Consider the following 20,223-nt stretch of genomic DNA (forward strand, 5'->3'; position numbering starts at 1 on the left):
TCCAAAGACTGCACGCGGCAATGCACTAACGAAAGCAAGGGTATATTCAAAAGCCTACATCGAGAGACTACAGACCCGATGATATCGTGGCTCCTCGCGACATTTCGGCGACGGAAATCGCGAGTATCAACTGCGTTAGGGTGCCTGTCGCGGCGTCAAGGTCCGCAGACACGGCGAGGGTCCAGCTGCAGTGCGCTGCGTGCCGGCGGCTGTAGCAGGAAGCGGAGACTCGGCCAGGGGTGGAGGCGGGTCTGCGACAAACTGCGCGGTGCTGCCCGAAAAGAAGTAGAGTGTGGACCAATCTGCCGAGAGCTCGACCCAGTTGCTGTTGCCGGCCCCTCGATTATTGGCGCCGTTGTGCGGCGAGTCCGGAGAACGCCACCAGTCGGCCCCAACGTTGGCAACCACTTTCATTTCGGGGTCCGTCGTCTTCATGTCTATCTGGACGTAGACAGAATCGACGGCTCCGGCGGCGAAACCGCCGCGTCTCACGAGCCACATCAGGTCGTTGCGGCCGGGAGGGGGACCGTCAACAAGGGTGCCTCCATCCGTCTGAACTTCGATCTTCATCTGGACAGCAACGTTCTTGGGAACCATCGCGTCAAAATGGGCTCCAACGATCTCGTTCTCTGTCTGGTCCTGCACTAGGATCCATTCCTTCGTGCTGCGAAGGCGTACATATGTCTTTCCGTTGGCGACGAGGATCTTGCCGTCCTTGTTCGGTGTGTTCGCCCCGAATTTTGGAAATACCGATGCCATTCCTGTGACGGCAGTGAAGTCGGCGGGAGGTTCGCCGTTCTCGGGCTTGGAGGCGCCGTTGCACCAGGAGGATGTCTTGGGGGCGCCGGCAGGATATGCCTGGCTATACCCAACGCTGTTTTGCGCGATGACGCTCGAAGCGAGACTCGCAGAGGTGACGGCGTCCGGTCTCCCGCTCGCCGCATCGGCACTCTCCGTAGAGACGGCCAGAATTCCAATGAGGCCGAGCGACAGGAGCCAACCCGAGGCAGATCGCTCGAGGACGTTACGCGCAATAGCAGCGGGCGGCGAGCAGGACGGGACAAAATGGCAAGTGTCAGACATGGACCGACCCATAACCAGTTAAGCGTCTTCTCATATCGTAGGCACCGGGCGCGCGGCCGACTTGACGATCGTCAAGAATGGATCTGCGATTTGGGGCCGATCAGCCGCGTGTTGCTACGGTTAGCCTGTTTGACGTCGTAACCCTTCGTTCTCGGATACAACGACGTCTGCGACGCTACGCTTATTCGCTCGCCCGAGACCGTCGATATAGCGCCGAGCCGGCGTTTCAATCACAAAGTAGGAGAAATAGGAGATAGCGAATATGATCAACCAGGAAACTATGCAGAACGGGACCATCAGGCCGGGCGACGCGTGAAAGAGCTTATCGGCGATCGCATTCATGACAATCAGAATTACCAGGGAATGCCACATATAGATTGAATAGGTGAGCTGGCCTAAGGGAGCGAGGCGTTTCACCAAGGGTGGCGCAGTCCTCTGGTCGGCCGCCATCGCGGTGATCGCGACGACATAGACGAGCCCCAGCGAGATGAGATGATGGGTAGAGGTGATCATCGAGATCAGCAATAGCGCCATTGACAATAGCAAAGCTCGCCCCGGCGCAGGAATGATCTGAAGTTCGTGCCGAAAGCAAAACAGGCAAATGCCAATCATGAAGGAAGGAAGCGCCCTGAAGGGCGGCAACACGTCGACCCACGAGCGGTCGACGGAATTCTGAGTGAGATCGACGGCGATCATGGCGACAAGAACAAGGAAGGACGCCACCAGAAGCCCAAGCCTTGATCTGATTGCCGCCCAAGCGAAGAGCGGAAACATCAGATACATCACCATTTCCGCGCCAATCGACCAGGATACACTGCTGAACGAAATTCCGTTGCCGCAGGTCAACATCGCATTGAGGAGAAGGGCGGTTTCCGCGATGCATGTCGCCTCAAAAGATGGTTGGTGATTTCCCGCCTTGCCGAGCACGACGAATACAGACCAGACAATGATAGAAGCCGCCAGCGTCAACCAGTGCAGCGGCATGAGCCGGCCGACACGTCGTTGGAGAAATGATCCATAATCGGCGAGAGACTCGACTTTTCCCTGATAGACATGCGCAATAACAAATCCGGAGATCACGAAAAAAAGGTCAACGAACAGGGCAAGGCCGCTCGGTAGCGTAGGCCGAATGGCCGCCGGAAAGAAGAACTCGAAAGAATGTCGAACTACGATGCCGATAGAGGCGATGAATCGAAGCAGATCCAGATGCAGCATCTCATCGGATGCAACGCGAAGAACTGGAATTGTCCACGCTTTGACTGTCATGTCGCTGCGTTCCGGCTTGTTCGTTGGCGACACGGCGGGTTGTTACGGCGGACTTTGGCCAGTGTTCCCAGTGTCAGAGCAAAGGCCAGAAGGCAGTCGTTTGAGAAGGCTTGCGCGGTTGCTGTTGAATCGGCAGGGATGGGGCGTGAACCGGCCCCAATAAGCTGCTGCCCTCCGTCTGCCGACGGAGAAGATCTATCTTTGTCGTTGTCCGCTGAATTCTTCCACCGGCTGGAACGGGCCCCGGGAGCAGCCGATTTGCCTTGGATGAGAATCTCGCCGCTTCGGGTCGGTGTCGAAGGGGGCGCGGGCAGTATCTCCTTGACCAATCCGCGCAGCGGCGGAGCTGGGCTCGCGCGAAAGCCATCAGCGCTCATGGAATAGAATCCGATCGTCTTCCACTGAGTCGAAAGTTCGATCCAGTTGCTGCCACCGATCCCTGGATTATTGCTGTGGTCGTCAAGATAGGGTGCTCGCGCGTCGCGCCACCAGTCGGCGCCGACCATGGCCACGAGATGCAGGTTCGGATCGGTAACCCTCATCTCCATCTGGACATAGACGGCATCCACAGCGCCAGCCGGATAGGTTCCGCGCGCCTTGTACCAAAAGTGATTGTTGTAGCCGGCCGGAGGCGCACCAAAGGCGATCGTCGTGCCGGCCACAGGGGTGGCTTTCATCGGAATGGCAACATTACCAACGAAGTCTGGGACGAAATGTCCTCCAGTCAATTGCGTCCTCGACTGGTCTTGCACCAACGTCCATTCACCAGTGTGCTTGAAGCGAACGTAGGTCTTGGCGTTGGCGACCTCGACGGCCGCGTCAGGATTTGAATACGGCGGTGACCCCACCTTCGGATAGACTTGTCCCCAGCCTTCGACCGCGGTGAAATCCGCGGGCGGCGACCAAAGCCCGCCATCATTCCAACCTTGGTACCAGTTGTAGCTTGGGGGCACGCCTGCAGGAAAGCCTTCGCTATTCCCAGGAGTGTTCTGTTTGATGAGATCTGACATTGAGAAGTCCATCAACTACACTTCCTTGCTCATGCGCTGGACGGGCTGTGTGCAAGCCATTTCGGCGACGTAAACCGGCCCGCGTAGCAAAAGAACAACGTCATCGATGTGAAATTATCGATGAGGTTCTCGGATAGAAAGTAGATGAGGAGCACCGTGTACATGGTCTTCGCCGCCCGATCCTTCAGCGAAAAAACGATGGTGAAGACGAAGATGGCGAAGACCAGGAAGTTCAGCAGCCCGTACTCTGCCAATACGCGCAGGTAGTCATTGTGCGGCGGTAGCGGCAGGACAGTCAGGACACCGGTCTGACTTGCGCCATATCCGAACAATATTCCGCCGATTCCGAGCGATGAATATATCTGCCATATGTTCGTCCAGTGTGTGACGCGGAAGAACGCAGACATGTCCGTCGTTCCGGTCAAATCGATCAACTGTTTTGTCGACATTCGGGCGACGGTGCTCGGATCGAGGCTCCAGATTAGCGCGATTGCGTTCAATCCGGTTATCAGTCGATCCAGCGCGCCGACGGCGTAGGCTGCAACGCTGGCGCATGCCAACAAGATGAGCGCGACGAAGACCTGTGGTCGCAATGGGAAAAAAGACCAAAGGCCAATGGAGATGATGGTCGCCAGCGCTGGGCCAACACGATTCATGATGGCAGCGTTTATGAACTGTGCGACCAGGACCTTGTTTCCGAACCAGGGAGACAAGGCAAAGAACAGGGCCGAGAAGTACAGCGCTGCCGTGTTTGTGTTCGGGAAGTAGGAGAACACGTCAGGATATTCGATACCGGTATAGACTTGAGTGTGGCCGATCACCTTGAACAGGAGCGGCAATGCCGCGAGCACATAGATGCAACGCTTTTCGGGCGGCTGCACCCGCTCGGCCATACCGCGGCCCGCTACGTAGAACGAGTAGATTGAGACAAGCTTCAACCCATCGGACAGCTCGAAAGCGCCAAAGTTCACCAGGTAGCTCGCGCCTGTGAAGATGCAAGCGAGCGTCAACAGGGCATTGTAAAAGTAGCTTCTCTCGTTCGCGATCAGCACGTGGCGCGCGGACCACAGGATCAGAAGCAGGCTTGTCGAATTACTCAGGACGTTGAATACCGTCGAGCCGGTGAAATGATAGAGAAAGGTCAGGCAGTTCAGGAAGACGAGCCCAAAGCAGGTCACCACGAAGAAGCGACCCTGCATGGTCGTCGAACCGGAAGCGAGGTGCGGTGTACCCTCTCTTCCCAGAGCTAGATCGTTCACAGCAGGCGTACTCCGCGCTTCTGACCTTTCGGTTCCGCGTCGCCCCTCCGAACGGGAGCGCTCTATCCGGGACCGACCTGTCGGATCAACATGTCGGGAATTGCCGAGTCTGAGTTGACGATCGTCAATACCCGCCCGAACGCTTCGGTGGACCTTAAGCTGTCAGAAGAATTGGAGTCGACAGTGGAACGTGGCACGAGCAGTGTATTAGCCAGCGCGTTCGGTCTGTTATGGCGTCGGCAATGGGTCATATATCTGTGCCTGTTGCTGACGTCCGGCGCGGCCTTTCTTTACTACGCTGCGGTTGGAGAGCGCTACGAAGCATACGTCTTGCTTCGCGCCGGGCAGGGGATCAAGGAACGATCTTCCACTAACGCGGCGGCCACGCCGTTCGGGGAGGGCGTTGACCTCCAAAGCCGAATGGAATCACTGTCGCGCATCGCCAAGATCGATCTGGTCATCCTGGAGGCGGCGAAGAACGTCGGTTACGAGAGACTATCGTCCGACTCAAACCCGACGCGTCTGGCCAGAGTTATGGCATGGGGAAGGGAGATTGATCTTCGAGACGTGTTCGCCAAAGAGCCTGCAGAACCGAAGGCGCAGGCGAAGCCGGTTGACGAGACGGAAGAGGACATAGAGCGTAATCAAGCGGGCATTCTCAGCTTGCGAGACCGCGTGAACGCGAAACAGGAGGGGCGCTCTGATCTATTGAGGATAACGTTCCGTCACAAGGATCCGGTGATCGCCGCGAGCTATCTGAACGAGCTCGCGAACGCGTTGGTTACCGTGCAAAGCCTCGACGTGCAAATGCCGGGTGCACAGGAGTTCTTCCAGCAACAAACGAAGCGGCTGGAGGAGGAGGCCGAGATAGCAGCTGCAGAACTGAAGCGCTTCTCCGTCGAGGCCTCGATCTATGCCGTCGACGACCAGCGGCAGCTGCTTCTCAAACGTGCCAGTGATCTGTCTGCGCTGATCGCCACGACGCGAGGTGCGATCGAGGACAAGAAGGGGCAGAAACTGTCGGTCGCCGACCAATTGGCCGTATTGCGGCCAGTTGCGCAGAACAAGGCCGTCAGTCGGATGGTAACCACGCTCGGAGGGCAGGATGGCCGTAAGGGTCTTGACCCGGTCGCAAAGCCGCCTGAGCAGTTTGAGGAGCAGCCGCCGTTGCTTCTGATCAAGGTCTACCAGGACAACATGGCGACGCTGATGAAGCTGAATGCCGAACTCAATGGGCAAATGGAGCTCCTGAATCAGCTCGGTACTGAGCTCGAGAAGGTAAACAAGGAGCTGGCGTCGCTTTCCGCGAAGGAAGCAGAATACGGGAGATTGAAACGAGTTCTCACGACCTCGTCGTCGGCCGCCGCACAGTATGCAACTCGAATTCTCGAAGAGCAGATAAGCTCCGAAGTGGCCAAGAAGAGCCAACTCTCCAGTCTTAGAGTGGTGCAGAAGGCGATAACGCCAACAGCGCCGGTGTTTCCGCAAGTCTCGCAGCTTGTCGCATTGGCAGTCGCTGGCGGAATTCTGCTTGGCTTAGGTGGCATCTTCGGTCCCGAGCTTGCCAAGAGCACCATGTCTCCGGCGCCCAACCCGGTCACCGCCGTTGAGGATCACGATCCGATAAAGAACTTGTTGATGGCCGTTCAAAGAGGGGATGGGATGAGGGGGCTTCATCCCGTCGGATGGGCTGACTACGAGGAAAACGGCGCCGGGATTGGCGCACGATCACCCAGAATGCCTCCACTGAAGGGGTGAATACAATGTGCCATGAGAGTGCCATGTGACGCGTCGGTAGCCGTCGCCGGTACCAAGGGTAATCCTCGACATGAAGATATTCAGCATTTGTTGCGTTCGAGACGAGAACGACATTGTCGGCGAGACGTTGAAAGCGGCTCTCGAATGGAGCGATCGGATCTTCGTTTTTGACAATGGAAGCGTCGATGGAACCTGGGAGACGCTTCAGGACCTCGCGAATTGCTATCCCAAGATCGAGCTCGTTGGCCACGACGATCGGACGTTCACCGATGAGCTCCGTGGCGAAATATTTGAAACGCGACGGCATGTAGCGTCGCCGGGAGACTGGTGGTGCAGGCTCGATTCTGACGAGTTCTTCATCGATGATCCGGCGCAGTTCCTTGGGAACGTGCCCCAAAGCTATGGCTTCGTTCTTTCGGCGACAATGAATTTCTATTTCACGGACGCCGATTTGAAGAACTACGAAGAGAACCCGGCTGAATGGCTCGCCCGCCCCGTGCAAGAGCGGCTCAGGTACTATCAGAACAACTGGAGCGAACCGCGATTCGTTCGCCATCGAGGCGATCTCCGTTGGGGCGGACTGATCTGGCCACATAATCGCGGACGGACATCTCCATCGCGGATACGTTTGAAGCATTTCCCATACCGCTCTCCGGCGCAGATATCCAAGCGACTGGCGATACGTCAACAGCAGCCGGGGCTATTCAAGCACGAGGCGAACCGAGCGCTTGCGAAGGGCTTGCAGCCTGACTGGATGGAAAAAGGTCCAGTGCCCCTGCATGAGCTGGCATCCTGGCGCGATCGCGTGAGAGAGGTCGCTGAATGTGACGTTGATCGGGGCGATGGAATGTTCTTCACGCGCGATGACCTGATGCCACCCCTTCCATCGCCGGCCTTGGACCTAGTGAAGGTCGGCCTGAGGCGGACTCAAGTAGGGAGAGCAATTGTGTCACCGCTCCTGAGATGGCGTCGAAGCCAATTCGGCAGGCGGTGAGCCGTCTGTCCCACCTGCGCGCGATATCAACGGCCTAACCGAGCTGGACGAAACTGACAGGAGCAGAGAAATATGGTGGTGAAAGATCGACTGAAATCGTTCGTGAGGTCAGCAGGATACGAAATTCGCCGTCATCATCCGAATTTGGCGGAGTTCCTCCGATCCCGTTCCGTAAACCTTGTTCTGGACGTCGGAGCGAACGAGGGTCAGTTCGTACACGATCTCAAATCGCAAGGTTATGCAGGGAGGATTGTCTCCTTCGAGCCTGTGGTTGATGTGTTCAAGAGACTCGAGAAAAGCTGCGAGGCCGATCAGAAATGGGAGTGCCGAAATGTGGCGCTGGGCGATGTCAACGGCGTCATCCAGATCAATGTGAGCAAGAACACGGCCATGAGCTCGATCGTCAGCCAGACAGAGATCGGTCGGAACAGCATCTACGAATCCCAAGTGGTTCGCGTCGACAAGGTCCAGATCGCCACGCTCGATTCGATATTTGAGGAGTTCGTCGGCGAGCGTGTTTTCCTGAAGGTTGATACGCAGGGATTTGAGCAGAGCGTCCTGCGCGGGGGTGCAAACTCGCTTCATCGCCTGCTTGGCGTTCAACTCGAATTGCCCCTGATCCATCTTTATGAGGATACCTGGAAGTTCGATGAAGCACTCCGCTTCATGCGAGAGGCTGGCTTTACGCTGAGCCAGCTGCGTCCGGTGACCTACTACTCCCGGGATCCAGCGTCGCTCCTTGAGGTAGATTGCCTATTTAGGCGGACTCATTACGCCGATGGTCTCAGCTACGACTAATTGCCGAACATTCCTGAGATGGCTCTGAATCTGCAATTAGGCGCCCACTCGGCGGGAATAGGCGTTCGAGATCGGCAAGCCGAACAGCAACCAGTAGCGCCATAGTGCCATGATGAGCGACGTCAACAGGATTGCCGCTCCGGCGCCATGGAGTCCGGCGAGCGGCAACAGCACCAATTGTGCTATCACCAGAACCCCTACCGAGGCCAGGTTCGTGACCGTCGTCAGGCGGTCAAGATGCGCTGTAAACAAGGCCAAGACGCCGAAATCGGCCATATAACGAACAGCCAGCCCAGCTACGATCAACCAGAATGCCGACCACTGGGCGACGAGCGCGGGCTGAGCGACCCATGGCAGAAGGACCTGGAAGGTAAATCCGACCGCCGTGCTGAGCGCAGCGGTCGTGAGCGCGGTTGTCTGCAGGAAGCGCCAGGCCAGCTGACGGTGCGCCGAGGGGCCGCTAGTCCGATATGCGCTGATCAGCGATGGGCGCTGCTTTTGTTGAAGGACCAGAGCCAGGAAGGTGGTTGCGGAACTGCCGACCGTCCAGAAGAGGAAGTAGATGCCGGCGACTTTCAAACCCAGGAACAGTGTGATCAGGTAGCGGTCGATATACTGGCTCGTAATAAAGCCGAGGTCGCTCAACAGCATGAGGAAGGACTTTCGGATCGCGTCGGTGATCACTGAACGTCTGAACGGCCGGGAGAAGGATGCCAGCCATGGCCATGACCGGCTCAGGAAAGCGAACAGCCCTACCGAGGCAACGCCTCCCACCAACCAGAAACCGAACAGATACGGAAGCGATCTGAAGCTGGCGTCCCAAATGGCGAGCGGAACATAGAAGAGGATCCAGGCCGCGCCGCGGATGAAACCGATGGCGTTTGCCCAGACGTGCCGCTGCAGGCTGGAAAGGAGGTAGAAAATGTCGTTGCCAACATGCTCGAACATGATCACGGCGACGATGAGGATCCAGAGAGGCGGAGTGCCGAAGAGGACGGTGGCCAGCGTCGTGATCGTCAGAAGAACCGTGTATGCTAACACCACGAAGCACCAATAGTGGCGCATGCTGTCGATCATTTCGCTGGTGGAGGCCGTTACGGCGTCGCGCATCAGCAGGTGGTTCATACCGAGATTGACTACGATCGGAACGGCTGCGATCGCGCCGGCGGCGAGGCCATAGAGACCCAGCGACGACAGATCAAGATAGCGGGCAATGAACAAGGTGAGGCCGAATTTGCAGCCCATGACGCTCGCCCGCATGGCCATGACCATTAGATCGACGAGGAGGCGGCTGGGTGAGTCCGGCAAGGCTTTTGTGCTCATGATGCAGGCAATGAATCAGGCATAACAGATCACCATCGCATTCATCTCGCGCCCGGTCCGCTCGATCGGAAAACCAATGACTCTCGGGGTAGCCTATGGGTGCGAGAGCCGGCCGAATTTGAGAGGCATCAATAACGGTTTAAGCCGACAAACTGTGGCCGACCGTGCGATTGCTGTCAGACTCGTGGACCGGGAGACGGACCACTTACCGTCAAGCGAGTTGTTCCGGGGGGCTGCGCCTCAGGCGACGCAAGCGGGCGGCGAGAAGCGGCGGACAAAGGGCGACAGCAACGAAACGAAGGACGGCTTGCAGGCTGACGCCGTGAAGATCCCGGCGAAATTGCCAGGCCACGCTCGACATCTCCACTATGCTCGCACCGCCCTTACGAAAATCTGTCAGCGTGATCAGTCCCCGACGAGCAAAGCAGCGCCTGGCCTGGAGCTGGATGGTTTTGCGCAGCCGTGTGTCCTGGACACTGGATTCCGCAGTCTGCGCGATCAAATCGGCTACCTTGCGTCCGTCGTGCAGAAGCTGTTCCACCCCCAATCGAGCCGTCTCGGAATCGTCGTGATAGGTGTAGGTCGCACAGGCCTCGTTGATGAGACCTGCTTTGCCGAGAAGTAGCAGCGGCGCCCATGCAGCGACGTCGGCTGTGTGCGGTAGATCCAGCGGGATGCCGCCGCGCTCGCGCAGGAGGGCAGTGCGCATCACTACGCCGCATACGTTAACTGTGATCTGGTCGGTCAGGAACGCATTCAGAATCGTGGTGCCGTCCCGAATGCCGGTATCGAGAGTCCGGCTGACGCGCGGCGGGCGCGTCTGGCCGAGCGAGGCGGCATGTAGATTGCTTAGGGTAATGACGATTGGAAGTTGCGGGTATTGGTCAATGAGGGCCACGCATCGATCGAGCAGCGACGGCATTATTCTGTCGTCATCGGAGACGAGGATGATGTATTCGCCTCGGGCATTCGCGAGACATGCATTCCAATTCGGGAGCAGGCCAATGTTCGTTTCCTGGGTGATGACGCGCAATCGTGGGTCGCTAAATTCGTCCAAGGTCTGTGCGGTATCGTCGGGCGAAGCATTGTTCGAAACGAGGACTTCGAAATGGGGGTAGGTCTGCGCCAGGGCTGACGCAATGCATCCCTTCAATAGGGCGGCCCGGTTATACGTGGGAATTGCAATCGTCACGTAGGGATGGCTTGTCGTGGCCGAAGGCATACGACTCGCCATCGCATTCGCATGGTTCGAGGGCAGACACTCCGTGATATTTGCCGAATGTGTCATGGAATTTCGATTGTCAGACGTGTCGTCGCGGCAATCGCCATGAGAGGCTCGATCCGGTGTTGTTTGGTTCGCGACCGGAAGTGAACTTGCTGGAATGCACGGCCGGCTCCTCCCACGTGTGAAATCGCAAAAAGGCGTCATGGACGGCGAACGGCATCATTCTGGGCGCGCCCGGCATCATCTAAACTGCGACAGACGGGGTCCGAGTTGACGGCTATCAATTCCGTCGGCCGTTGTTCGCCAGGCCGCGGCTGCTTGTGTGAGGGCGTTCCGCGCGGGCGGACGCAAAACAAAATGCGGGGGCCGTGAAACGGCGCCCCGAGGTTTTGTCTATCCCATTGCGAGAAAACTAGTGTTGGGCAGGCAACGAGAGCGTCTGCACGAGTGAAGCGTTCGGATCGACCGCGAGAGGCCCGTTCGTCACGGCGCCGGCTGTGGTCGCATCGGTCGCGGTATACTGGCTCAGTAGCGCGAACGCCTGATTTGCACTGCTCAGCAGAGACGCCGAGGCAGAGCTCGCGGGCTTTGCAACCAAAGACACATTGTCATAGAGCGCACCTAGCCCGTCACTGCCTTGGCCCGCAACCTCGCGGAATGTCACGCGATCCTGTCCGCCTGTACCCGTCACCGTGAAATCATAGTTTTGCCAGGTGCTGTCGGGCGGAACGACCCCAAGGATCGAGCCATTCCAGAGGACTTCGATCGAGCAGGTCGAGCTTGTGAAGCCCGGCCGCGAGCGCGCATCGAAGGAAAGAACGTATTGCTGGCCGGCCACGGTTTCCACATCCTGGTAAAGTCCGTCGCGAGCTCCGGCATAGTCCAATTCGCCGTAGTTGACGCCGTCACTTGCTTTCACGCCGTTCAGATTATTCCAGAGCTCGATGGTTCCGCCGCTGATGGCGTGCCAGCCCGGAATAGCATCGAAGGCCCCCCAGCGGCCGGCTTGGAGGGGCGCCAGCGAAGATGATTCGAACGATCCGTTCACCAGGAGATTCTTATCCGCGGCCCCCGGTAGTGAATCGGTCGGCGTCGCCGTGGCGACGGTGAGTTGGATATTGTCATAGAGGGCACCCAGACCGTCGCTACCCTGGCTGGCTACCTCGCGGAAGGTAAGGCGATCGTTGCTGCCGGTGCCCACGACCTTGAAATCATAGGCGTCCCAACTACTGCTAGGTGGAACGGTCGCAATGACTGAGCCATTCCACAACACTTCGATCGAGCAGGTCGCGCCGGTGAAGCCGGGTCGTGACCGCGCATCGAAGGACAGCTGATAGACTTGTCCCGCGACGGTCTTGACGTCCTGGTAGAATCCATCTCGCGCGCCGGCATAGTCGAGCTCGCCAAAATTGCCGCCGTCGCTGGCCTTGACCCCACCAAGATTGTTCCAGAGCTCGATCGTGCCGCCGGAGATCGCGGTCCAGCCGGACACCGACTTGTAAGCTCCCCAACGGCCGCCAGCGAAGGGCGCCAAGGCCGTTGCCTCGAATGACCCGTTGACCAGCAAGTTGTCTCCATTTGCCGGTGGTGAGGTGACGGGCGCGCTCACCGTCACATTCAGTGCGGCAGATTTCGTGCTAACGTTGCCCGCAGCGTCAGTGGCCATCGCAGCAAAGGCATGGTTCCCGGCAGCCAACTGGGCCGTTGTCAGGCTCCAGGCGCCGCCCGCGTCAGCTTTGGTCGTGCCAATCACGGTCGTTCCCTCAACGACCTTAACCGTGCTGCCCGCTTCCGCCGTGCCGCTCAACGTCAGTTGCCTGGTGTTCGTCGTCCTGGCCGCGACGGTACCACTATCCGGTGTGAATGCCGTGATCCTGGGGGCCACCGGCGCCAGCGTGTCCACAAGGATACTGCGAGCAGCGGATTTTGAACTGACGTTGCCTGCAGCGTCTGTGGCGGTTGCGGTGAAAGCATGATTGCCGTCCGGTAATTGGGCTGTGGTCAGGCTCCAGGTGCCGCTCGCATTGGCCTTGGCCGTGCCAATCACGGTGGTGCCCTCAAATACCTTGATGGTGCTGCCCGCTTCTGCCGTTCCGCTCAACGTCAATTGCTTGGCGTTGGTGACGTTGTCTCCGGCGGTACCTGTATCCGGCGTGAGTGCGGCTATCGTGGGCGATGCCGGTGCCACCGTGTCGGAAGGCTCGACTGGAGGTGAAGATCCAAGCAACGGCGGAGGCAAGTCTGCCTGGAACGCCGCAGTGCTCAGGGAATAGTAACCGATCGTCTTCCACTGGGTTGATAGCTCAACCCAATTGCTGCCTCCGACACCTGGATTGTTGCTGTGGTCGGCAAGAAACGGAGCCGTCGCGTTGCGCCACCAGTCCACGCCGACCATGCCCACCAGATTCGCGTTGGCATCGGTCGTCCTCATATCCATCTGGACGTAAACGCCGTCGACCGTACCGGCCATGTAGGTCCCGCGCGATCCATACCAGAAATGATCGTTGTATCCGGTCGAAGGCGCATCAAAGCTCGCCGCTCCGTTTGACAGCCGAGTCACCGTCATCGGATAAGCTGAGTTACCGGCGAAATCAGAGACGAAATGCCCGCCTCCGATGCCAAGCTTTGACTGGTCCTGGACCAGCACCCACTGACCGGTCTCCTTGATATGAACGTAGGTTTTTGCGTTCGCGACTTCGACGTCCGCACTTGGAGACGCGGGAGTGCCTTCTTCCGTATAGACCTGCCCCCAACCTTCGACCGCGGTGAAGCCGGCAGGCGGTGTCATTTGACCACCGGGATTCCAACCCTTGTACCAACTGTAGCTGTGCGGAACACCGGCAGGATACCCATCGCTCTGCCCAAGCGTGTTCTGTTTGATCAGCTCCGATAACGAAATCCCCATTTCACTTTCCTAGTCGTTCGAATGTGTGGATGTGAGACAGCATTCAAGGCTGCCCGCGAGCGTGCGGGGACAGAAGGCACGATCGACGTCACGCCGTTCGCGCCAACTAAACGCTGTTTCTGCTGATACTCGAAAGTTGCAAGAACCGGCCGAACGCCCTGCGGCCATCGTCCCGCATTACCGAAATCGGACTTGCCGAATCACCTTGAGCCTTTCCAGAAAGCATGAACCAAGCCGCAGTAAAGTTCAATCGACGCGCCGCAACGAAATTTTCGCAGCTTCCGTGATTGCACTCATTTTGAGCAATGGTCGTCAGCGCAACGACCTGCAAATGCAACCCGGCGCATTCGCGAGTTCACGCTTGCAACAGAATCTGTCGTCAATGTGATTGATTTGTTGCGGAATGGGGTGGCAGTGAGGCGTTCTCTCATCATTACCGTCTAATGGTGACGTTTGCCGCTTGAGGCAGCAGGAGCTGTTTGATCACCACGTTTGCTATCACGAGGAAATACCGGCTGTTTTTGTGTTTCGCTCGCTGTGTGTGGTCGCATGTTGAGCGCATTGCGTCGAATTGTCCCGCCTCGGTGAGACGCATGCCGCTTCTGACATTTGCATCGACCCTTCGACGAGTGCGGCGGTCGAAATCCGTGCGACGAGAGGTGTCCGCATCTCTTATTGTTGCACCGCTCATTATTGAGCATCGTCAACTCGATTGGAACGGTTGGGTCTAAGCGAGAGGGATGGCGTCTCTTCTGTGGTTCGCCGAAAAGGGTTCGAGACGGAAGGCATCACGTGATCGGCTTTCGTGCACAGACCGGAATTTCGAATGTTCTATCCGACTGGCTCGATCTTGCGCGCGGGCTCGCTGCCGTCGAGGTCCTGGCATTCCATTCCTATCAGTTGATGTTCATGGAGAAGCTGCCGGGCGAGGGTTACGACCCGGCAATGAGAGCGGTCTATTCCATTCTGTGGGCCGCAAGCGCGAATGGCCCCGCGGCTGTTCTCGTTTTCTTTGTTTTGAGCGGTTACCTTGTGGGAGGGCCCGCTCTGGTTAGAGCCTTGCGAGGACGGCCGAACGCTGTCGACTATTTCTCGGCGCGCTTATCGCGCCTCTATGTCGTGCTCCTGCCCGCGCTGACGATATCCTTCTGCCTCTATATCTCGGCGCGGCAGTCAGCGGGGTGGCAGGTATATGTGTCCTCGCATCAGGACCTCTACAACAATGCGGTCATCTTTCACGCGCCTGTTGGCGCAGCCGCTGCGATCTGCAACGGCCTGTTTCTCCAGACGATAGCCTGTTCGGAATTCGCAGGAAATGCCGCCCTCTGGAGCTTGTCGAACGAGTTCTGGTACTATGTGCTGTTTTTTGCGCTGATTTCGGTGCGTAAGAAACCGGCCTACATCGCGATGATCGTCACGGTCTTCGGGCTGTTTGCGCTCGCCGAACACCATGACACCGGCGGTACGCATATCGGTCTGAAATTCATCTTCTTTTTCTTCATCTGGTGCCTCGGCGTGATCGCCTATGCGGTGGTTGCGCCGGCCTGGGCGTGGTGCTGCGGCTTTCTCTTGAGTATGACGGGACTGTATTTTCTCACATTGAAGGGCCTCTTCCCTCAATGGGCCTCGTTCAGCATGTCGGTCGGATTAGGCACGGCCGCATTCATTGTTGGCGCAGACCATCTGAAGGTGTCGCTGCCTTCATTTCTTCGAGCCGGCAGGGAGCTCGCAAAGTTCAGCTTTTCGCTCTATGCGATACACTATCCGATCCTGCTGCTCCTGAACGTCACCGTTGCCAGTGATCGCCAGGAATTCACGCTGGCCTCGATCGGGCTTAACGCAAGTTTCATCCTGGCCTGCCTGTTCACAGCGGCAATCTTCTATTGCGTTTTTGAAAGGCGCACCCCAACGATCCGTGACTGGTTGAAGGCTAAGATGCTTCGCGGCTGGATCGACGGCCCTCTGCTGCGTCCGACGGTGGTTGTTGACGCCGCCGCTCTGCCATACGTACTCGCATCTGATCGTGCCACGGCGCCCCCTGCTGCTGCTGGAGCCGGACCGTCCTTACCGTCGGCTGCCTCTGGAATGCCGCTGAGGCAGGCAGAACGGTCGCGAGGGCACCTTGCAGCGGTTGCAACTCGAGTCCCGATGGCGTTGCTCAACGACGGTCATGTATTGCCCCAACTCGGCTTTGGAGCCTGGCAGATCGACAACGCGATTGCGCCGGAAGTCATCACATCCGCGATCAACGCAGGCTATCGCTTGATCGACACTGCTGCAGATTATGGAAACGAGAGCGGAGTTGGCACGGCCCTGAAGCGGGTAAGAAACCAGTTCTACATCACGACGAAGCTTCGCAATGAGGATCAGGGATACGACCGGACAATGCGTGCGTTCGACGCAAGCTCTGCCAGGTTGCAACTCGACGTAGTCGATCTCTATCTGATCCATTGGCCATGCCCTCAACGGCGGGCATATGTCGAGACTTGGCGCGCGCTCATCGAGCTCCAGAAGCAGGGACGTGTCCGGTCGATTGGTGTATCGAACTTCATGGCCGATCATCTGGAACGCATCATGCATGAGACCGGCGTCGTACCGGCGGTCAATCAGGTCGAGCTGCATCCAGCGTTCCAACAGCGCGAGCTACGAAATATCCACGAGCGCTATGGCATCGTCACTCAGGCATGGAGTCCGCTTGGGCGGGGCGCGGCTCTCACCAATCCGAGAATATTGGCCATCGCAGAGCGGTGCGGCTGTTCGCCTGCGCAGATTGTGCTTCGCTGGCACTTCGAAAATGGCACGATCGCGATACCGAAATCGGCAAACGCGGCCCGCATGGCCGAGAACATCGACGTGTTCGACTTTGATTTGACCAGCGACGACCACGCGGTCATCTCGAGGCTCGATCGGCCTGATGGAAGGATCGGCCCCGATCCTGCGACCTATGGGCAAATGGGCTTATTTCGTGGACTGACCCGTCGGCTCTCGAGGACTTGAGGCAGCTCGGGTTTTGTTTTCCGTGGCTCCCCCGGTTGGCCCATATCGCTCAGTTTGTCGGAGCCGGCGGCTTGGCAGGCGCAGTACCGGCTTCAGCAGGGCGGCGAAACAGCAAACCCCACGCGGTTACGAGCATATACCGCACTCGATCCACGAGCATTGAGACGAACGCCAGGATCGGCTTCTTCCCCGCCATCACCCTGGATTCGAGCAGATGCCAGGATGCAATCGCGAAGATCGAAGTCACGGCAAGGCTGATCCCAAAATTGACGTACCAAATGCGGTAGTTCGGCAAGAGCTGAGCAACTGTTTGCTGAACGGGAAACCCGTAAAGATAGATGCCATACGAGTAATCGGCCACCCGGGTGACAGGTCCGACGTTGAAATTGAGTAGCCCGAGATAGACCGTGAGGTAGCTGACGAAGAGTGCGGCCAGATCCTCTCCGGCGCGGTTCGAGGCGAGCACGGAAGCAATGAAGCCTACAAGGCTGACCAGCAGCAGCCAGCGCGAAAACACGATCCGGGTTCGGTTCAGGAACAGCGCCACTCCGCACAGGAAGGCGAGAACTAGCATCCGGCCCGGAGGAGCGGCAGGCGAGGCGGGCTTCCCGCCAACAATGTCACGCAGCGCCAATGCGCACACGACGAACAGGACTGCGAACAAGAAGAGCCGGTGACGCCTCGTCAAGCCGATTAACGCAGCCGCACTGATGGCAACATAACATTCGAGTTCGTGCGGAACGGTCCAAAGCTGGCTGTTGACCATGTTTGGCACGGGCAAGTCGGAAAATACGCCGGGCAAATAGAAGTGAACGTCACCGATTGCATTGAGGAAATAGCGAAGGAAGTCGGGGTCGGTGAAATATTGCGACAGGGCCAGGTTTGTGAAGAGCGGGCCGATCAGCATAGCCGAGATCACGACTTCTGCAGTCAGGGCAGGGAATATCCTGATAACCCGCAGCGTGACGAACGCCGGAAGGCTGTTCCGCTCGAGGCTTCCTGCAACGAGGAATCCGCTGAGGGCAAAGAAGGCGGGGACGATAAGCCAGACAACGGGCTTCAATGAGCCCCCATAGAACCATTGTTCGGCGGGCAAACCGTAGCAAACCGCGACTGAGTGCCAAAGGATGACGGCGACTGCCAATGAGATGCGCAGGAGATCGAAACCCGCGGGCCGTCCCTTCGCCGCTTCCCACTTGTCACCGATCGATGTCATCGCGTGTTCTGCCGGGGTAGTAGGCGTTCGCCTCGATCGTTGAATATCGGCAGCGCAGATCGGCAAGTTGATGAACGTCAAATTGTCATGCGTGCGAACGCTCGTGATGACGCGTATGCGGCATCAACTGATGTCGTCCTGCCGAGTTGACGGTCATCAACTTGGTCGTGCCCCAGCGAACTACGGTCCGAACTGCGCCATCCGAAAATGCATCTGCGCATGTTTCGGTGGGGAACCTAGGACAGGAGATCCCTATGAAGGTTGTTATTCTCGCCGGCGGCTACGGTACGAGATTGAGCGAGCAGACTTCGGTGGTGCCGAAGCCGCTGGTTGAGATCGGTGGTCGTCCGATCCTGTGGCATATCATGAAGCTGTATTCCCATTACGGCCTCAACGAGTTCGTCATTTGCTGTGGCTACAAGGGCACGGTGATCAAGGACTATTTCATGAGCTACTTGTCTCACCAGGGAGACTTCACGCTCGACCTTCAGCGCAACCGCATCGAAATGCATCGAAACGGATCGGAGCCCTGGCAGGTGACGCTGGTCGATACCGGAGAGAGGACGATGACCGGGGGGCGCCTCAAACGAGTGCGCGAGCATCTCGGGAATTCGACCTTCTGCATGACATACGGCGATGGCGTCAGCGACGTCGACATACGTGCGCTAATCAAATTCCACCATCAGCAGGGCGCCCTGGCGACGGTCACCGCGGTCCAGCTACCCGGCCGCTTTGGTGCGATCAATCTCTCGTCTGACCGCCCCCGCGCGGCCGGCTTTCGCGAGAAGGACGCGAGCGACGGTCAGGTCATCAACGGAGGTTTCTTCGTTGTCGAACCTCAGTCCCTCGATCTCATCGACGACGACAGTACGAGCTGGGAAAACGAGCCGCTCGCCCGTCTGACCGAACAGGACCAACTAGCTGTCTACAGGCACCGTGGCTACTGGCAGAACATGGACACCTTGCGCGACAAGGCCATTCTCCAGGATCTCTGGGATACCGGAGATCCACCCTGGTGCGTCTGGAATAAGGGCGGTGCCGCGAATGGAAGCACCAAGATATCGCACCCCGCAATCGCCGATCGGGCAACAATCTGAGGAGATGAAGCAGATGCGCGTTCTCTTCACTGGAGCTGACGGATATATCGGTGCGGTGCTCGGCCCGAGACTGCTTGAGCACGGTTACGATGCGATCGGGATCGATACGGGCCTCTACCGCCGCGGCTGGCTGTTCGATGACGGCAGGACGCGGCCAATGGTCATGTCGCGCGATACGCGGCAGCTGTCACTGTCTGATTTGGAGGGGTTTGACGCTGTGGTGCACCTCGCGGAGCTCTCTAATGATCCGCTGGGAGAGAATGATCCTGCGATCACGATGGAGATCAACCATCGCGGCTCCGTAGAATTTGCCCGCAAGTGCAGGGAGGCGGGAATCGGGCGATTCATCTATGCGTCCTCTTGCAGCATCTATGGAGCGGCCGGCAGCGAGGTGAAATCCGAGATGTCTTCTTGTGAACCTCAGACGGCTTATGCGCGATGCAAAGTGCTCGTCGAGCGCGATCTCGTCGAACTGACTGACTCCCGGTTCACGCCCGTGTTTCTGCGTAACGCCACCGCGTTTGGAGCGTCTCCCCGGCAGCGCTTCGATCTCGTCCTGAACAACCTTGCGGGGTGGGCGTACACAACAGGGAAAATTCGCGTCATGAGCGACGGCACCCCCTGTCGTCCGTTGGTCCACATCGAGGACATCTGCCAGGCCATCCTGTGCGCTTTAGACGCTCCCCGCGAAGCGGTTTGCGCCGAGGCGTTCAATGTCGGCGATGAAAGTCAGAACTATACGGTGCGCGAGATCGCGGAGATCGTGAACGACACTTTCACCGATTGCGATCTTTCGTTTGGCCCGAGTGGTCCAGACAATCGCAGCTATCGCGTCTCCTTTGCGAAGATTAGGGCCCACATGCCGAATTTCCGCTGCCAATGGAATGCGCAGCGTGGCGCGCGGCAATTGAGCGGGGTGTTCCAGCGCATCCAACTAGACGAAGCGACCTTCAATGCCGCGCCATTTACACGCCTTTCGGAGCTTCGACACCTGCAGCACACCGAGCAGTTGGATCTTCATTTGCGGTGGACGCCGATTCCCGAAATCGTGCCGGCGCTCGCGCGCACTTAGCGAGAAGGTTCGCGTATTTGTCTGCCGACGCCGATGGAGCCAAGTCGAGGCCCGTCGGCGCGGCAGCGTTGGGAAACGAGTTGCTATCACCAGTTGACTTTTCCACAACTAATCATAATATTTTTGCAATGCGGCAATCCTATTGGGTGGCAGCGTATAGCCGGAGGGAAGGGAACACCGAGCAGAAGTACCAATGGGTGAGGTTGTTTTGCCGTTTCAT

At 58.1% G+C, this 20,223-nt stretch carries 14 protein-coding genes and 1 pseudogene; 7 read left to right on the forward strand and 8 right to left on the reverse strand.

All coding sequences use genetic code 11. From position 1 onward, the window contains the following. Positions 1-135: 135 nt before the first annotated feature. The 4 genes from E4K65_RS04950 to E4K65_RS04965 form a co-directional block, all read right to left on the reverse strand. The gene (locus tag E4K65_RS04950; protein ID WP_135173143.1) at positions 136-1,083 is read right to left on the reverse strand and encodes a hypothetical protein; all 948 of its coding nucleotides are present in this window, start codon (positions 1,081-1,083) and stop codon (positions 136-138) included. 120 nt (positions 1,084-1,203) lie between these two features. After that, entirely contained in the window at positions 1,204-2,349 is a 1,146-nt protein-coding gene (locus tag E4K65_RS04955; protein WP_135173144.1) for an acyltransferase family protein, read from the reverse strand. Further along, on the reverse strand, positions 2,346-3,359 hold the full coding sequence (locus tag E4K65_RS04960; RefSeq protein WP_135173145.1) for a hypothetical protein: 1,014 nt from the start codon (positions 3,357-3,359) through the stop codon (positions 2,346-2,348). Before E4K65_RS04960 ends, E4K65_RS04955 begins: the two co-directional genes overlap by 4 nt. 29 nt (positions 3,360-3,388) lie before the next feature. Further along, complete coding sequence (locus E4K65_RS04965; protein ID WP_135173146.1) at positions 3,389-4,618, reverse strand: O-antigen ligase family protein; 1,230 nt, start codon at positions 4,616-4,618, stop codon at positions 3,389-3,391. Positions 4,619-4,732: 114 nt separating this feature from the next. Between E4K65_RS04965 and E4K65_RS04970 the strand changes: the two genes are divergently transcribed. The 3 genes from E4K65_RS04970 (at position 4,733) to E4K65_RS04980 (ending at position 8,168) form a co-directional block, all read left to right on the forward strand. Further along, a complete protein-coding gene (locus tag E4K65_RS04970) occupies positions 4,733-6,376 on the forward strand; it encodes a GumC domain-containing protein (protein WP_167770524.1) in 1,644 nt (547 codons plus the stop codon). A gap of 70 nt (positions 6,377-6,446) precedes the next feature. Next, positions 6,447-7,370, forward strand: a complete 924-nt coding sequence (locus E4K65_RS04975) for a glycosyltransferase family 2 protein (RefSeq protein WP_135173148.1) — start codon at positions 6,447-6,449, stop codon at positions 7,368-7,370. 72 nt (positions 7,371-7,442) lie between these two features. Next, complete coding sequence (locus E4K65_RS04980; protein WP_135173149.1) at positions 7,443-8,168, forward strand: FkbM family methyltransferase; 726 nt, start codon at positions 7,443-7,445, stop codon at positions 8,166-8,168. A 36-nt stretch (positions 8,169-8,204) separates the two neighbouring features. Here the strand turns inward: E4K65_RS04980 and E4K65_RS04985 are convergent, their stop codons facing one another. From E4K65_RS04985 to E4K65_RS48500, 3 genes are all read right to left on the reverse strand, one after another. Next, entirely contained in the window at positions 8,205-9,491 is a 1,287-nt protein-coding gene (locus E4K65_RS04985) for a lipopolysaccharide biosynthesis protein (RefSeq protein WP_135173150.1), read from the reverse strand. Positions 9,492-9,702: 211 nt separating this feature from the next. Then, positions 9,703-10,713, reverse strand: a complete 1,011-nt coding sequence (locus E4K65_RS04990) for a glycosyltransferase family 2 protein (RefSeq protein ID WP_135173151.1) — start codon at positions 10,711-10,713, stop codon at positions 9,703-9,705. Positions 10,714-11,128: 415 nt separating this feature from the next. Continuing rightward, positions 11,129-13,621, reverse strand: coding sequence for an Ig-like domain-containing protein (locus E4K65_RS48500; RefSeq protein ID WP_135173152.1), 2,493 nt, complete (start codon positions 13,619-13,621; stop codon positions 11,129-11,131). 792 nt (positions 13,622-14,413) lie between these two features. Here E4K65_RS48500 and E4K65_RS48505 point away from each other — a divergent pair. Together E4K65_RS48505 and E4K65_RS48510 are read left to right on the forward strand one after the other, a co-directional pair. Further along, positions 14,414-15,481 (forward strand): annotated as a pseudogene (locus E4K65_RS48505) (acyltransferase family protein); the annotation flags it as partial. A gap of 225 nt (positions 15,482-15,706) precedes the next feature. After that, the gene (locus E4K65_RS48510) at positions 15,707-16,618 is read left to right on the forward strand and encodes an aldo/keto reductase (protein ID WP_430649022.1); all 912 of its coding nucleotides are present in this window, start codon (positions 15,707-15,709) and stop codon (positions 16,616-16,618) included. 49 nt (positions 16,619-16,667) lie between these two features. On the opposite strand, the gene E4K65_RS05005 is transcribed toward E4K65_RS48510, so the two are convergent. Further along, positions 16,668-17,834, reverse strand: coding sequence for an acyltransferase family protein (locus E4K65_RS05005; protein WP_135173154.1), 1,167 nt, complete (start codon positions 17,832-17,834; stop codon positions 16,668-16,670). Between the two features lie 254 nt (positions 17,835-18,088). On the opposite strand from E4K65_RS05005, the gene rfbF reads away from it, so the two are divergent. Further along, positions 18,089-18,931: a glucose-1-phosphate cytidylyltransferase gene (gene rfbF, locus E4K65_RS05010; RefSeq protein WP_049823846.1), complete on the forward strand. Its 843-nt coding sequence runs from the start codon at positions 18,089-18,091 to the stop codon at positions 18,929-18,931. A gap of 13 nt (positions 18,932-18,944) precedes the next feature. Then, positions 18,945-20,003 carry an NAD-dependent epimerase/dehydratase family protein gene (locus E4K65_RS05015; protein ID WP_135173155.1) on the forward strand — a complete coding sequence of 353 codons (1,059 nt, stop codon included), beginning with the start codon at positions 18,945-18,947 and terminating at the stop codon, positions 20,001-20,003. Positions 20,004-20,223 lie beyond the last annotated feature (220 nt).

The organism is Bradyrhizobium niftali (assembly GCF_004571025.1).
In the GTDB taxonomy this organism is placed as follows: Bacteria; Pseudomonadota; Alphaproteobacteria; order Rhizobiales; family Xanthobacteraceae; genus Bradyrhizobium; species Bradyrhizobium niftali.